The sequence below is a fragment of the Flagellimonas flava genome (assembly GCF_050617915.1).
In the GTDB taxonomy this organism is placed as follows: domain Bacteria; phylum Bacteroidota; class Bacteroidia; order Flavobacteriales; family Flavobacteriaceae; genus Flagellimonas; species Flagellimonas flava_A.
Window position 1 is genome coordinate 822046 of sequence record NZ_JBODQE010000001.1, and the last position, 13946, is coordinate 835991.

Below are 13946 nucleotides of genomic sequence, written 5' to 3' on the forward strand. Positions count from 1 at the left end.
AGGTGTGGTTAAAACCACACCCCTATTCCAAAGTTCAAACGGTCTGTAACATCACCGTCGTCCAAGGCGTTGCTTCTAAATTGATAGTCTCCTTTGACCACTACCCCAGGTGCTATATGATAGGTTAGACCGGTTGTTATATCGGTTCTATCATAGGCTTCATTGGCGGTTAAACTTCCATCCGTATCTGCATGGGTATTGAAGGCTTCATAACGGGCAAAAGCAAAAAGTTTTTGTCTCTGACCTGTAGGCAATAAATTGTACGCACCTTCTACGTACCATCCTTGCAATGCGCTACCCAAATCCCTTCCTGTTAAGTTGTTGTAAGCCTCGGTATCAGATAGGGAAGCGTAGATAAATTGACCTCTTGCGGTAAAGCGGTTGTAGGCATATCTGGCATCCAGGCCCAACATGGAAATCCCGATATCCGATCCATCAAAAGTCTCCACATCATCCTCTGCTTGCGTACGACCAAAATAGGTGGAGAAACCCAAACGAAGCCCAGGAATACCATAATAGTCCAATTTAGTGGATAAGTTAGGCTGATCTATGGTAGACTGAATTCCTTTTTGTCTTCCGCTTCTTAGACCGTTAGAACCTCTTAGGATACCTGTGACACCACCTTCCCCATCAGATTCAGCGGATTTAAATCCGTTGAACAAATATGCTTGATATCCCAATGAAATGGAGTTAAAACGACCTGTCACACCCACTCCCAGTTCTCTCCAGGTGGTTGGGACAATCACATTATCAATGGCCGGCCTTTCTGTTCCGTTGAAGGTAGTTGGTTCATGAAATTCGTTCACAATTCCCATGGGCACCAACATTAATCCCCCTCGTATATTAAAATTTGGAGCTGCGTTGTAATTAACAAAAGCCTGCTCCACAAAGACTTCCTCTACGTGTTCAAACTCAATCTCCGTAACAAACTGGGTACGATCATCAAAACGATATCCCAATAGCACTACCAAACGCTGTACATCTATTTCCCCGTTCTGCCCTTCCGGCTGGTTATATAACATCTCCCCATAGGCTCCCAAAGTAACTGCCGAAGCATAGTTTCCAGAGAGGATACGCTGCGCCGCATTCAATTGTTTTTGGGGATCAAACTGAATCGAATCCGTGCGAGTTTGGGCAAAAAATACGGTTGAAAATAATAAGGCTGATAAGAGAAAAAAATGTCTCATTGAATGGCGTTTGTTTTTATTTAGATTGAATTCAAATAAATTGAGGCGCAAATATATTTCCAGCTTTTTAACCAGCCAAATTAATTTAGACTTATTTTAAATAAATTTTAGGATTTAACAGAATCGAACACTAGTGCCACTTGAACCGTCTTTAATGGTATACCGTGAAAAGTTCCGTGGCCTTGTTATAGGCGGCTTCAAATACCATCCAATTTACACCTGTATTCGCTTTTTGCTCGGTAAAATAGGACAGCATTTTCTCTGTGGGCATGTTGCCTGTTAGTTCATCTTTGGCCATGGGGCAACCACCAAAACCCTGTACTGCTCCATCAAAACGTCTGCACCCTGCCTTGTAGGCTGCCTCTACTTTTTCATGCCATTTGGTAGGTGTGGTGTGCAAATGCGCCCCAAACTCAATATGGGGATATTTGGGGATCAAGTTGGAAAACAGATAGTCAATGACCTCTGGGGTCGAACTTCCAATGGTATCGGACAGGGATAAAATAGAAGTTCCCATAGCTGCCAATTTTTCGGTCCACTCCCCCACTATCTCCACATTCCATGGATCGCCATAGGGATTTCCAAATCCCATGGACACATAGGTAACCACCTCCTTGTTGTGGGCATGGGCAATATCCAAAATCTCCTTGAGCGTCTCCACAGATTGGGCAATGGTCTTATGCGTGTTCCGCATTTGGAAGTTCTCGGAAATGGAAAAGGGATACCCCAAATAATGTATTTCCTGGTGTTGACAGGCATTATTTGCCCCTCTGGTATTGGCAACAATGGCCAAGAGTTTACTTTGGGTCTTGGTCAAATCCAACTGGGCCAATACCTCTGCTGTGTCCACCATTTGGGGAATGGCCTTGGGAGAGACAAAACTGCCAAAATCCAAGGTATCAAAACCACAACCCAACAGGGATTGGATATATCTTACCTTCTCTTGGGTGGGAATGAAAGTCTTGATGCCTTGCATGGCATCCCTGGGACATTCTATGAGTTTCACATCGGACATAGGCTGCGTATAAAATTACCACTTATTATCCGATACCAGATGAAAATATGGGCAGGGAAAAACTAACTTTTTCCATTATCCTAGATTGCCAAGAACGGCAACACCCTTTAGGATTTTTGTTCTAAGATGGCCTTGTTGATTTTTTTGACCAAAGTTGGTCCTTCGTAAACAAAACCGGTATAAAGCTGAACCAAATCCGCTCCAGCTTCCAATTTTTCTATGGCGTCTTCCGCGGAATGTATCCCTCCAACTCCAATAATTGGAAAGGCCTTTCCACTTTTTTCTGCCAAAAACCGGATGACCTCCGTACTTCTCTTGGTCAAAGGTTTTCCGCTAAGACCGCCTTTTTCCTCAGACTGAATCAAATGGGATTTAAGTCCTTTTCTGGAGATGGTGGTATTGGTGGCTATGATACCGCTGATGTCCGTCACTTTTACAATATCCACAATATCCATTAATTGCGCATTGCTAAGGTCTGGTGCAATCTTAAGTAGAATGGGCTTTTCTTTGGAACCCATTTTTTTCGCAAACTTCGCGTTTTGCTTTCTAAGTTTCTTGAGCAAGTTGGTCAAGGGTTCCTTGTCTTGCAACTCCCTAAGTCCTGGGGTGTTTGGGGAGCTAACGTTTACCACAAAATAGTCTACGTGCTCAAAAAGGGCTTCAAAACAAATTAAGTAGTCCTTAACGGCATCGTCATTATCGGTAACCTTATTCTTACCAATATTACCACCTATTAAGACTTTATGCTTCTTTTTTAATTGCTCCGCTGCCTCAAAAACACCTTTGTTATTAAAGCCCATACGGTTGATGATGGCCTCATCCTCCAACAACCGAAACAATCGCTTTTTGGGATTTCCTTCCTGGGGTTTGGGGGTCAAGGTTCCTATTTCCACAAATCCAAAACCAAAGTTGGAAAGCTCGTTGTAGAGAATGGCGTCCTTATCAAATCCAGCAGCAAGGCCTACTGGGTTCTTAAATTTTAGTCCAAAAACTTCCCGTTCCAGTCTGGGGTCATTAATGAGATACAATTTTCTGAAAAGCGGCCCAAAGCCTAATTTGGAAAGAACCCGAATCGCCTTAAAAGAAAAATGGTGGGCAGTTTCTGCATCGAGCAAAAAAAGAATGGGGCGAACGAGGAACTTGTACATTCAGAAAATTTTGCACAAAAATAAAAACTCTGCAATCAGAATCTTACAAAACCATTATTTTTCGTTGACCGACCTATCTATATAGATAGGACGCAAGGTAAGTTGGCTACAAAGTTCCAAATAGAGATTGTATTGCCTATCATTGAAAATGGACAACAAACGCTTGTCCAACATACGCACGTTCTGTTTCATGCTATCCAAAAGATCTCTGTATTTGAAGGACACGGCCATTAGATCTTCCGGAGAGCTCTGGGCGTGTTTTTTAAGGAGGTATTTGGCCTGGTCCTTTAGGTATCCATTTCGCACCCTAAGCTCGGCCGACCAATTTTTAAACTGCTCCAATTGGGCCTCATTCAATTGGAAAACCTCGGTGATGGCCTCATCATCCTCACCCCCTATCCCCAAAGAACAATCTTGTTGGGTATAGGCGAAGAAACTGAAACACAGGGATATTAGAAGTAAAGATGTTCTCAATAGTTGGATTTTAGCGAAGGGAAAAGATAGGTTTTAAGGCACTTTTTTTACCAAAATCACGATTGAATAAACGTTATTTTTGATGAAACGCACTTTATGGACAAATTATTAGCCCGTTTTCTGGAATACGTTTCCATTGATACCCAGAGCGATCCCTACTCAAAAAGTACCCCAAGTACCGAAAAGCAATGGAATTTGGCCAAGAAGCTGGTCTTGGAACTGCATCAGATTGGAATGCAAGAAGTCTCTATAGATGAGAACGCCTATATTATGGCAACGCTTCCCAGTAATATGGAGAAAGAAGTGCCCACTATTGGCTTTATTTCCCATATGGACACTTCCCCCGATTTTAGCGGATCAAGGGTTAAACCCCAAGTGGTGGAAAATTATAACGGGGAAGATATTGTCCTGAACAAGGCCAAAAACATTGTTTTGTCACCCAGCTATTTTGAGGACTTGGAGCAGTACCAAGGCCAGACCCTTATCACTACCGATGGCACTACCCTATTAGGCGCTGATGATAAAGCAGGGATCGCGGAAATTATTACCGCCATGGAATACTTGGTACAGCATCCCGAAATCAAGCACGGAACTATCCGCATTGCCTTTACCCCGGATGAGGAAATTGGCAGGGGTGCCCATAAATTTGATGTGGAAAAATTTGGTGCAGATTGGGCTTATACCATGGACGGAAGTCAAATTGGGGAACTGGAATACGAGAATTTCAATGCGGCCAGTGCCAAAATCAAGATAGAGGGGAAAAGTGTGCATCCAGGCTATGCCAAGGGAAAGATGGTGAGTGCCATTGGCATCGCCAATGAGTTTTTGGGGTTGTTGCCCTCAAGGGAAGTTCCGGAACACACCTCAGGGCGGGAAGGTTTTTTTCATGTGCACAAGCTCAAGGGAGAAATTGAACTTGCTGAAATTGAACTCATCATCAGGGATCATGACAGTGGCCACTTTGAGGCTAGGAAGGAGCTCTTGAAAGATATTGCGAACAAACTGAACAAAAAGCACGGAGATTGTATTCACCTAAAAATAGAGGAGCAATACCAGAATATGAAAGAAAAGGTGGAGCCTGTGTTCCACATTGTTGAAATTGCTGAGGAAGCTATGCTTTCCTTAGGTATAGAACCCATAATTAAGCCCATTCGAGGAGGTACGGATGGCTCACAGCTCAGTTTTATGGGCCTTCCCTGTCCCAACATTTTTGCGGGAGGACATAATTTTCACGGAAAATATGAATATATTCCATTGGAAAGTATGCAAAAAGCCGTCCAGGTCATTGTGAAAATCTGTGAGTTGACCGCCATTCAAATTCAATCCAATGGAAAGAGAAAAAAGTCTTGAGGCCTATTACGCAAAAGAACATCCCTTCAAGGAAGGTATCTTGTTACTTCGTTCGCTAGCCCTTCAAACAGATAGCGTAGAAACCTTTAAGTGGAGCATTCCTGTCTATACGGTAAATGGGAAAAACGTGTTCGGAATCTGCAGGTTCAAAAGTCATTTTGGGGTTTGGTTCTTTAACGGTTCTTTTCTGAGCGACCCTAAAAAAGTGCTACGAAATGCCCAAGAGGGAAAGACAAAAGGTATGCGGCATTGGAATTTTGACACATTGAATGAAGTGGACCAAAGTGCGGTGGTATCGTATATGAAAGAGGCCATTGCCAACGAAAAAAAGGGCTTGAAAATTAGCCCAGAAAAGAAGAGTGCTAACACCCAAATCCCTGCTTTGCTTCAATCCCAATTAGCCAGTAGTTCCAAACTTAAAGAAGCATTCGAATCGTTTACTGCCTATAAGCAACGGGAGTTCTGTGAATACATCTCCGAAGCCAAACAGGAAAAGACCAAATTGAGACGTCTGGAAAAAATCCTTCCTATGATCCAAAATGGAACGGGTTTAAATGATGCCTATCGGTAGACAAATGGAATCAGCCAGTAGGTAACTTCCACCCATTATGATAGGCTTGAGCCAAATGCTTATTGGCTTCATCGCTACCAAACTTGGCTTCTTCAGTATTCCAGAACAATCGTTTCCCTGTTTTAAAGGCAATATTGCCCATGTGGCATACCCTTGCGGTATCATACCCAACTTGGATCGGGGCATTCAATATGGCCGAATTTCTGCTTTTGACCGCTTCCAAAAAATTGGCCGTATGCAAATCCAAGCCGTTGGCTTCCACATTTTGAAGGGGAACAGCTTCTATCTTGGGCCCATTGTTTTGGTTCCAATTGGGTCTGTCCTTTTCAGGTATGACCTCCCAACCTCCCCGGTTCAAAACCAAGGTTCCGTTGTTTCCAATAAAGGCAATTCCATGATCGCGTCCGTAGTTACCTCCGTCAATTCCAGTGGCATGTTCCCAGAGTAAGGAGAAACCGTCAAATTCGTATACCGTTTGAAGCGTGTCCGGTGTCTCTTCGGCATCATCCGGATAGGCAAATTTCCCTCCAATGGCCATTACCGATTTTGGATTAGCCGCCTTCATTCCGTAGAGCGCATAATCGATCAAGTGTACTCCCCAATCGGTCATCAATCCCCCTGCATAGTCCCAAAACCATCGAAAATTGAAATGAAATCTGTTTTTATTAAACGGACGATCAGGCGCAGGTCCCAACCACATTTTGTAGTCCACACCATCTGGCACTTGAGCATCCGGTACCACAGGAATGGATTGCATCCAACCTTGATAGGCCCATGCCTTTGCCAATCGAATTTGACCCAACTTTCCCGAATGCACATAGTTAATGGCATCCACAAAATGGGGTTGGCTTCGTTGCCACTGGCCAATTTGAACCATACGATCACTGGCATTGACCTTATTGAACATGGCATCACATTCGGCTATGGAGTTGGCGATCGGTTTTTCACAGTAAACATCCTTTCCGGCATCTACAGCATCCACCAATTGCAGACAATGCCAATGGTCGGGTGTTCCTATGATCGCAATATCTACATCCTTGTCCTCCAACATTTTTCGGTATTCTCCATACCATTTGGGATTCTTGATCCCTGCTTTTTCCAGAGCTTCGGTTTTGGCGGCAAGAACATTCTTATCCACATCGCAAAGGGCCACCACCTCCACTTCGCTATTTTTTAATATGGACAACAAATTGGCAAAACCCATCCCATTACAGCCGATCAGTCCTACCTGAATTCTATCATTGGGGCTGGTCTTTTTTCTAATAGAGGCCAATAATTCGGGTGGAAATAATAACGAAGCGCCCATTCCTGCTGTTAGTAAGGATCCTTGTTTGATGAATTGTCTGCGATTGCCCATGATGGTTGATTTGATTTTGACCTTAAAATACAAAAAGCCCCTTGAAAATAAATCCAAGGGGCTTTCTATTTTGTGATTATCGGAATTACTTCTTGGCTGGAGCGGCTAATTTTTTGCTCATTTCCATGGAGATGGCAGAGCGATCAAACTTAAGCCTTCCGGCCATGGTTTCAATCACACAGGAGTAATCCTTGTCGTTCAACTCCACAACTTTTCCATGAAGTCCGCTTTTGGTAATGATGCGGTCTCCTTTTTTCAATTCCGATGCAAATTTCTTCTCATCCTTTTGACGCTTCATTTGAGGCCTGATCATGAAGAAATAGGCCACCACAAAGATGAGCATCAAAGGTAAAAACTGTCCGAGGTTTTCCATTGTTGGTTTTTGGTTCTAGTTTACAGGCCCGGCTTGTGCGGCGCTCTTTGGGTTTACAAAGGCCTTGATTCGCAACAACTCGGTACCCTTTTCAGTGTTGGCAGTTACGGTTACGGTCTTTGTTACTTGGTTTTGACCCGATCCGTTGAACTTCACCAAAAGTTCGCCAGTTTCGCCTGGGCCAATAGGTGTATTTTTAGGGTATTCAGGAACAGTACATCCGCAGCTACTCTTAGCGTCGGTAATGATCAATGGGGCGTTCCCGGTATTGGTAAATTTAAAGGTTGTTTGTTGCGCTGTGCCTTGGGTAATGGTACCAAAATCATGCTCTTGCTTATCAAAACTCATCACAGGAAGTTGCTTCTGTGCCTCATCCCTATTGGATGCGTCCTCCACATTATCAGCAACTATTTTGTTGGATGCCTTGTCCTTGCAAGAAATGCTTACAAGTCCAACAGCCAAAATCAAACTTAAAATTGTTGTTACTTTTTTCATGTTAAAAATTTATTTGTCCAAAATTAATCAAATATTGTTTATTGAAGTCCACGACCCATTTTTTGCAATTGTCCTGTGGATTTATACTCCTTGGCCAACTTGTCCAGCACCCCATTGATAAAAATGCTGCTTTTGGGGGTTGAGTATTCCTTGGCCACCTCCAAATATTCATTTAAGGTCACTTTTTCAGGTATCGATGGAAAATTGAGCAGTTCGCAAATAGCCATTTTCAGAATAATGGAATCTATTTCAGCAATTCTATCATTGTCCCAATTTGGGGTTTTCCCCTCAATCTCCTTTTCCCATTTGGCATCATTCAACAAGGTTTTGGTCAAAAGATCATTAGCGTAGACCATATCCTGTTGATCCTTGAGCAAAGCGGGTAAAAAGAAACTCTCATTGGAATTGGCAGAGGCCTTTTTCAGTTTTTTCACCAGATAGGTGTTCACTATGGGAATGTCATCTACCCATGTGAGCTTGTCATCCTCAAAATACTCATAGATTTTCTCGTTTGGAGCGATGATTTCCTTAAACAATTGAATGATGACTTCTTTATCCTGCCCATATCCATTAGCGGTATCGGCCATATAGGTTTTGTAAATATCACTGCCCATAATTTCCTTATGGATGATTTTTACATACTCCTCATTGAGGTACCAATTATTTAATTTTCTAGCGGATAGTTCTTGCTGAAGTTGTTTGTTGGAAGCAATCTGGACCAATAACCGATTTTTGATAAACTTCTCCGGGTCTGGATATCCGTCCTCCTCGGAAGCCAAGTATTTATTGGATGCGTGCTGCACGTGTTTCTCCGCCAAGCGGTGCAGTTCTACCAACAGACTCAATACCAATAAATAGAGCACATACATGTTCTCTATACTTATTTTTAAAAATTTTTGCTGCTTCTCCAAGGAGTCGTCCTTGGACTGGATCAGTGCATATATGCACTGCATTACCTTAACTCTGATGTGCCTTCTGGTCAGCATTTTTAAAGAACTTTATAGTGTTTTGTTGGCATTCACTGCGCAAAAGTAACCTTATATTTTCATCCAGCCTACCAAAGTTGTTTTCTTATCAGTTTTATAACATTTACTTTATGGCTTATCGGCTATATTTGCTGAATTGTCATTAAATAAACCACCGCAATCCCTCTTATGAAGGAACTCAAGCACCTTAATAAATACTTTAAAAAATATTGGTTTAAGCTACTCATTGGGATTATCATCACCATAATAGCCCGGGTGTTTTCACTGATCATGCCGTCTTATGTGAACAAGTCCATACAGGCCATTGAAGCATTTGTGGGGAATACCCTTTCCAATGGGGAGGCCAAGGGAATTCTTTTTGAGTATATCCTGATCATTATTGGGGCGGCCCTACTATCGGGATTGTTTACGTTCTTAATGAGGCAGACCATCATCAATGTCTCCCGTTATATAGAATACGATCTCAAAAACGAAGTTTTTGACCATTACCAACTGCTTAGCTTAAGTTTTTACAAAAAAAATAGGATTGGGGACCTCATGAACCGCATCAGCGAGGATATTAATCAGGTGCGTATGTATGTTGGGCCGGCCATTATGTACGGAATGAACACCCTTACCATGTTTGTGTGTATTATTCCCCTCATGTTTATTAAAGCGCCCACCCTTGCAGCTTACACCTTGATTCCACTGCCCATTTTGTCGGTATTGATTTATCAAATCAGCAAAATTATTCACAAACGGAGTACCAAGGTGCAGGAATTTTTGAGCACGTTGTCCACTTTTACCCAAGAATCTTTTTCAGGTGTTGCCGTGATCAAGGCGTATGGCTTGGAGCCCAAAATCAACACGGAAGTGGAGGCACTTGCTTTGGAAGGAAAAAATACCAGTATGGATCTTGCCAAGGTCAATGCCTGGTTCTTTCCACTAATGATCCTGCTCATTGGAATCAGCAACGTATTTGTAATCTACATTGGCGGAAAGCAGTACATTGATGGGGAAATTGCCTCCATAGGTATTATCGCGGAGTTTATTCTGTATGTGAACATGCTTACTTGGCCCGTAGCCATTGTAGGTTGGCTCACTTCCATCATTCAAAGAGCCGAGGCTTCCCAAAAAAGAATCAATGAATTTTTGTTGGAAGAACCCGCTATCAAAAACGAAGTTGCGGAACGCACCCCCGTTACCGGCGGTATCGAGTTCAAAAATGTAACCTTTACCTATGAGGACACCAACATAACGGCCCTCAACAACATTTCGTTTACCATCAAGCCTGGGGAGACCGTGGCCTTCTTGGGAAAAACAGGTTCGGGCAAATCCACTATTTTGGATTTGGTTGCCCGATTGTATGATGCAACTTCTGGGCAGATTTTGGTGGACGGAAAGCCGGTGAAAGAATTCAACCTGGATAGTTTGCGAAGTAGCATCGGGGCGGTGCCTCAAGACGCCTTCCTATTTTCGGATACCATAGAAAACAACATCCGTTTTGGAGACGAAAACGCTTCCTTTGACGAAATTGTAACCGTTGCCAAAAAAGCTGTGGTACATGATAATATAGAAGGGTTTGCCAAAAAATACAATACCATTCTTGGAGAACGTGGCATTACTTTGAGTGGGGGACAAAAACAACGGGTTAGCATAGCTAGGGCCCTGCTGAAAAATCCTCAAATCTATCTTTTTGATGATTGCTTATCTGCTGTGGACACCGAAACGGAAGAGGAAATATTGAACAATTTGAAACAGGTCTCACAAAATAAAACCACCTTAATTGTGAGTCACAGGGTATCCTCTGCCAAAAATGCGGATAAGATCATTGTTTTGGAAAATGGTGCCATAATCCAAGAAGGTACTCATGCCGAATTGAACAATATTGAGGGTTACTATAAAGAACTATATCTGAACCAACTCTCTGAGAAAGAATAGGAAAAAAGTTGCTGGATTAGCTTTTTTTTTACATTTTTGGTAGAATTATTCACTATTGCACTAAACACATTTGACCACATGAGGGATAAAGATATTATGGATCAGGAAGAGATATATTCCAAAGTCCTAAGAGCCGGCAGAAGAACTTATTTCTTTGACGTACGAAGCACCAAGGCCGGGGATTATTATCTAACCATTACAGAAAGCAAAAAGTTTACGCATGATGATGGTTCTTTCCATTATAAAAAGCACAAAATTTATCTGTATAAGGAAGATTTTACAGCATTCAGGGAAATAATGGAAGAAATGATGGATTATATCATTGATGAAAAAGGACTGGAAGTCATTTCTGAAAGACATCAGAAAGATTTTAAAAAGGAAGAGGAAAACGGGGTCAGTGAAAATGGAGCAGCAGGAAACTTTACAGATGTCGACTTTGATGACATCTAACCTTTTTCTTTTAAAAAAAGCTTAAAACGGTCTGCGCAATGCAGGCCGTTTTTTATTTTTAGCATCGACTAATTCAAATATGTTCCTATGAAACAATTCAACTTCCTGCTTTTGGTATTGTTGGGCCTTAACCTTACCGCACAAAATGTAACCCTGGACTACTACTTGCCAGACAACCTCAACTACGACCCCAACATCCCAAAACCGGCCGATGTTATTGGCCACGAAGTTGGCGAATGGCATGTAACCCACGACAAATTGGTGTTCTACATGCAGCAACTGGCAGCAGCCAGTGACAGAATTACTTTGGAAGATCGCGGGAAGACCTTTGAGGGTCGCCCCATACTATTACTTACCATTACGTCTCCAAAAAACCATCAGAATATTGAATCCATAAGGGAGCAACACCTGGAGTTGTCCAATGGTAACGGAAATACCAATACCTCAGACATGCCCGTAGTGGTCTACCAGGGTTTTTCCATCCATGGAAATGAACCCAGCGGTTCCAACGCCGCTTTGGCCTATGCCTATTATTTGGCTGCCGCGCAAGGATCGGAATTTGAAGCCATGTTGGATGATATGGTTGTTTTATTGGATCCTAGTTTTAACCCGGATGGATTACAGCGTTTCGCTTACTGGGCCAATACCAATAAAAGCATCAACCTAAACCCGGATAGCAACGACCGTGAATACAGCGAAGTTTGGCCAGGTGGGCGTACCAACCACTATTGGTTTGATATGAACCGGGATTGGCTTCCTGTGCAACTCCCGGAAAGCAGGGCACGGATTGCCACTTTCCATAAATGGCTCCCCAACATCCTTACGGACCATCACGAAATGGGAACCAATTCCACATTCTTTTTTCAACCTGGAGAGCCTTCAAGGGTAAACCCTTTAACCCCGCATATCAATCAAGATTTGACACGCGAAATTGGCACTTACCATGCCAAGGCCTTGGATAAAATTGGTTCGCTCTATTATTCCGAAGAAAACTATGATGATTATTATTACGGTAAGGGTTCAACCTTCCCCGATGTGAACGGAAGTATAGGTATCCTGTTTGAACAGGGAAGTTCCCGAGGACATATCCAAGAGAGTGAAAATGGAATTTTGACCTTCCCCTTTACCATTAGAAACCAGTTTACCACCGCCTTGTCCACTATAGAAGCAGCCAAAAACATGCGCACCAAACTCTTGGATTATCAGCAGAAGTTTTATGCCGATATGAAAACCGAAGTAGGACGAAACCGGACCAAGGCCATTGTGTTTGGGGATAGTAAAGATGCATCCAAAACGTATCATTTGGCAGAAATCCTGAATCGACATCAAATCAAGTTCCACGAACTGGCCAATGATGTGACCATTTCCGGAAAGCAATATAAAAAGGGAGCTAGCTATGTGGTTCCGATGGACCAAAAGAATCCAAAATTGATTCAGGCGATGTTTGAAAAGCGTACCACCTTTAAGGATAGCTTGTTCTATGATGTATCCGCTTGGACTTTTCCACTGGCTTTTAATGTGGATTACGCCAATTTAAGTTCGCTTTCCAATGCTGGCCCTGAGGTTACCGATTTTCAGGCGCCAAAGGGAGGTGTAAATCAGAAAAGCAACTACGCCTACCTGTTTGAATGGCATGAATACTATACCCCTAAGGCATTGAATAAGATAACAAGCAAGGGATTACGAGCTAAGGTAGCCAAATCACCTTTTACTTTGGAAGGCAAAACCTATGATTACGGCACCATAATGGTACCAGTTCAAAACCAGAAGTTGGATGCGGATCAGCTGTACAATTTCTTGAACAAAATTGCCCAAGAAAGTCAAATACAGCTAACTGCTGTTTCTACTGGGCTTACCCGCGGAATTGATTTGGGAAGCAATGATTTTGACCCTATTCGAAAGCAAAAAGTGGCCATCCTGGTGGGAGATGGGATACGTTCCTACGATGCAGGTGAGGTTTGGCACCTATTTGATACCCGCTACGATATGAAAATCACCAAATTGGATACCCGTGATTTTGACGACGTAGATTTGGACAGATATACAGACCTTATCCTACCCAGTGGTTGGAGCAGCAATCTCCTTAACAAAGAAGGAGCGGACAAAATCAAAGCTTGGGTAAAAGACGGTGGTACGGTCATTGGATACCGCACGGCCGTGGACTGGTTTAAAAAGAATGAGTTTATCAAGGTGGATGCAAAAAAGGACACTTTGGTTGCCAAGAACATCCCTTTTGATCAAAAGAACGATTTTACTGGAGCGCAAGTTACTGGCGGAGCTATTTTTGAAACTAAAATTGACCGCTCCCACCCCATCAATTATGGATATAAGAATGACCTTTTGGCTCTGTTCCGTAATACCAATATCTACCTAAAGCCAGAAAAAAACAGTTATGATAATCCCATTCAGTACACCAGTGATCCGTTGTTGAGCGGCTATATTTCGGAAGAAAATGCCGAGTTGATCAAGAACAGTGTACCCTTTAAGGTAAAAAGGTTGGGCAAGGGTCGAGTAATCTTGTTTACGGACAACACCAATTTTAGGGCATTTTGGTACGGAACCAACAAGCTGTTGATGAATGCTATTTTCTTTGGGGGGATTATGTGACTAAAATGAATTA

General features: G+C 42.6%; 13 protein-coding genes. 5 read left to right on the top strand and 8 right to left on the bottom strand.

Annotated elements, in window-relative coordinates; genetic code table 11:
* Positions 1-8: 8 nt before the first annotated feature.
* The 4 genes from ACRHOZ_RS03690 to ACRHOZ_RS03705 all read right to left on the bottom strand — a co-directional run bounded on the left by ACRHOZ_RS03690 (position 9) and on the right by ACRHOZ_RS03705 (position 3824).
* A complete protein-coding gene (locus tag ACRHOZ_RS03690) occupies positions 9-1187 on the bottom strand; it encodes a hypothetical protein (RefSeq protein ID WP_431122501.1) in 1179 nt (392 codons plus the stop codon).
* Positions 1188-1338: 151 nt separating this feature from the next.
* Entirely contained in the window at positions 1339-2202 is an 864-nt protein-coding gene (locus ACRHOZ_RS03695; RefSeq protein WP_431122503.1) for a hydroxymethylglutaryl-CoA lyase, read from the bottom strand.
* A 107-nt stretch (positions 2203-2309) separates the two neighbouring features.
* Positions 2310-3350 (bottom strand): quinone-dependent dihydroorotate dehydrogenase, encoded by a 1041-nt coding sequence (locus tag ACRHOZ_RS03700; RefSeq protein ID WP_431122506.1) that lies wholly within the window; start codon positions 3348-3350, stop codon positions 2310-2312.
* Positions 3351-3404: 54 nt separating this feature from the next.
* Positions 3405-3824 carry a hypothetical protein gene (locus tag ACRHOZ_RS03705; RefSeq protein WP_431122508.1) on the bottom strand — a complete coding sequence of 140 codons (420 nt, stop codon included), beginning with the start codon at positions 3822-3824 and terminating at the stop codon, positions 3405-3407.
* A gap of 96 nt (positions 3825-3920) precedes the next feature.
* On the opposite strand from ACRHOZ_RS03705, the gene pepT reads away from it, so the two are divergent.
* A complete protein-coding gene (gene pepT / locus ACRHOZ_RS03710) occupies positions 3921-5174 on the top strand; it encodes a peptidase T (RefSeq protein WP_431122510.1) in 1254 nt (417 codons plus the stop codon).
* Complete coding sequence (locus ACRHOZ_RS03715) at positions 5152-5745, top strand: YdeI/OmpD-associated family protein (RefSeq protein ID WP_431122513.1); 594 nt, start codon at positions 5152-5154, stop codon at positions 5743-5745. The genes pepT and ACRHOZ_RS03715 overlap by 23 nt, the downstream gene beginning before the upstream one ends.
* A 10-nt stretch (positions 5746-5755) precedes the next feature.
* On the opposite strand, the gene ACRHOZ_RS03720 is transcribed toward ACRHOZ_RS03715, so the two are convergent.
* The 4 genes from ACRHOZ_RS03720 to nusB form a co-directional block, all read right to left on the bottom strand.
* Positions 5756-7102, bottom strand: coding sequence for a Gfo/Idh/MocA family protein (locus tag ACRHOZ_RS03720; protein WP_431122515.1), 1347 nt, complete (start codon positions 7100-7102; stop codon positions 5756-5758).
* Positions 7103-7187: 85 nt separating this feature from the next.
* Positions 7188-7475 (bottom strand): preprotein translocase subunit YajC, encoded by a 288-nt coding sequence (gene yajC / locus ACRHOZ_RS03725; RefSeq protein WP_138834491.1) that lies wholly within the window; start codon positions 7473-7475, stop codon positions 7188-7190.
* Positions 7476-7490: 15 nt separating this feature from the next.
* Complete coding sequence (locus ACRHOZ_RS03730; RefSeq protein WP_431122518.1) at positions 7491-7970, bottom strand: DUF1573 domain-containing protein; 480 nt, start codon at positions 7968-7970, stop codon at positions 7491-7493.
* 38 nt (positions 7971-8008) lie between these two features.
* The gene (nusB, locus tag ACRHOZ_RS03735; RefSeq protein WP_431122520.1) at positions 8009-8956 is read right to left on the bottom strand and encodes a transcription antitermination factor NusB; all 948 of its coding nucleotides are present in this window, start codon (positions 8954-8956) and stop codon (positions 8009-8011) included.
* 168 nt (positions 8957-9124) lie between these two features.
* On the opposite strand from nusB, the gene ACRHOZ_RS03740 reads away from it, so the two are divergent.
* The 3 genes from ACRHOZ_RS03740 to ACRHOZ_RS03750 all read left to right on the top strand — a co-directional run bounded on the left by ACRHOZ_RS03740 (position 9125) and on the right by ACRHOZ_RS03750 (position 13933).
* Positions 9125-10876, top strand: coding sequence for an ABC transporter ATP-binding protein (locus ACRHOZ_RS03740; protein ID WP_431122522.1), 1752 nt, complete (start codon positions 9125-9127; stop codon positions 10874-10876).
* A gap of 78 nt (positions 10877-10954) precedes the next feature.
* Positions 10955-11326 carry a PUR family DNA/RNA-binding protein gene (locus tag ACRHOZ_RS03745; protein WP_420400388.1) on the top strand — a complete coding sequence of 124 codons (372 nt, stop codon included), beginning with the start codon at positions 10955-10957 and terminating at the stop codon, positions 11324-11326.
* Between the two features lie 87 nt (positions 11327-11413).
* Positions 11414-13933, top strand: a complete 2520-nt coding sequence (locus tag ACRHOZ_RS03750) for a M14 family metallopeptidase (RefSeq protein ID WP_431122524.1) — start codon at positions 11414-11416, stop codon at positions 13931-13933.
* The last annotated feature ends 13 nt before the right edge of the window (positions 13934-13946 follow it).

Bases quoted from the DNA above. Each gene is read 5' to 3' on its own strand.
- nusB (WP_431122520.1), bottom strand. From the start codon at position 8,956: ATGCTGACCAGAAGGCACATCAGAGTTAAGGTAATGCAGTGCATATAT.
- ACRHOZ_RS03750 (WP_431122524.1), top strand. From the start codon at position 11,414: ATGAAACAATTCAACTTCCTGCTTTTGGTATTGTTGGGCCTTAACCTT.
- ACRHOZ_RS03720 (WP_431122515.1), bottom strand. From the start codon at position 7,102: ATGGGCAATCGCAGACAATTCATCAAACAAGGATCCTTACTAACAGCA.
- ACRHOZ_RS03715 (WP_431122513.1), top strand. From the start codon at position 5,152: ATGGAAAGAGAAAAAAGTCTTGAGGCCTATTACGCAAAAGAACATCCC.
- ACRHOZ_RS03730 (WP_431122518.1), bottom strand. From the start codon at position 7,970: ATGAAAAAAGTAACAACAATTTTAAGTTTGATTTTGGCTGTTGGACTT.
- yajC (WP_138834491.1), bottom strand. From the start codon at position 7,475: ATGGAAAACCTCGGACAGTTTTTACCTTTGATGCTCATCTTTGTGGTG.
- ACRHOZ_RS03695 (WP_431122503.1), bottom strand. From the start codon at position 2,202: ATGTCCGATGTGAAACTCATAGAATGTCCCAGGGATGCCATGCAAGGC.
- pepT (WP_431122510.1), top strand. From the start codon at position 3,921: ATGGACAAATTATTAGCCCGTTTTCTGGAATACGTTTCCATTGATACC.
- ACRHOZ_RS03740 (WP_431122522.1), top strand. From the start codon at position 9,125: ATGAAGGAACTCAAGCACCTTAATAAATACTTTAAAAAATATTGGTTT.
- ACRHOZ_RS03745 (WP_420400388.1), top strand. From the start codon at position 10,955: ATGAGGGATAAAGATATTATGGATCAGGAAGAGATATATTCCAAAGTC.
- ACRHOZ_RS03690 (WP_431122501.1), bottom strand. From the start codon at position 1,187: ATGAGACATTTTTTTCTCTTATCAGCCTTATTATTTTCAACCGTATTT.
- ACRHOZ_RS03700 (WP_431122506.1), bottom strand. From the start codon at position 3,350: ATGTACAAGTTCCTCGTTCGCCCCATTCTTTTTTTGCTCGATGCAGAA.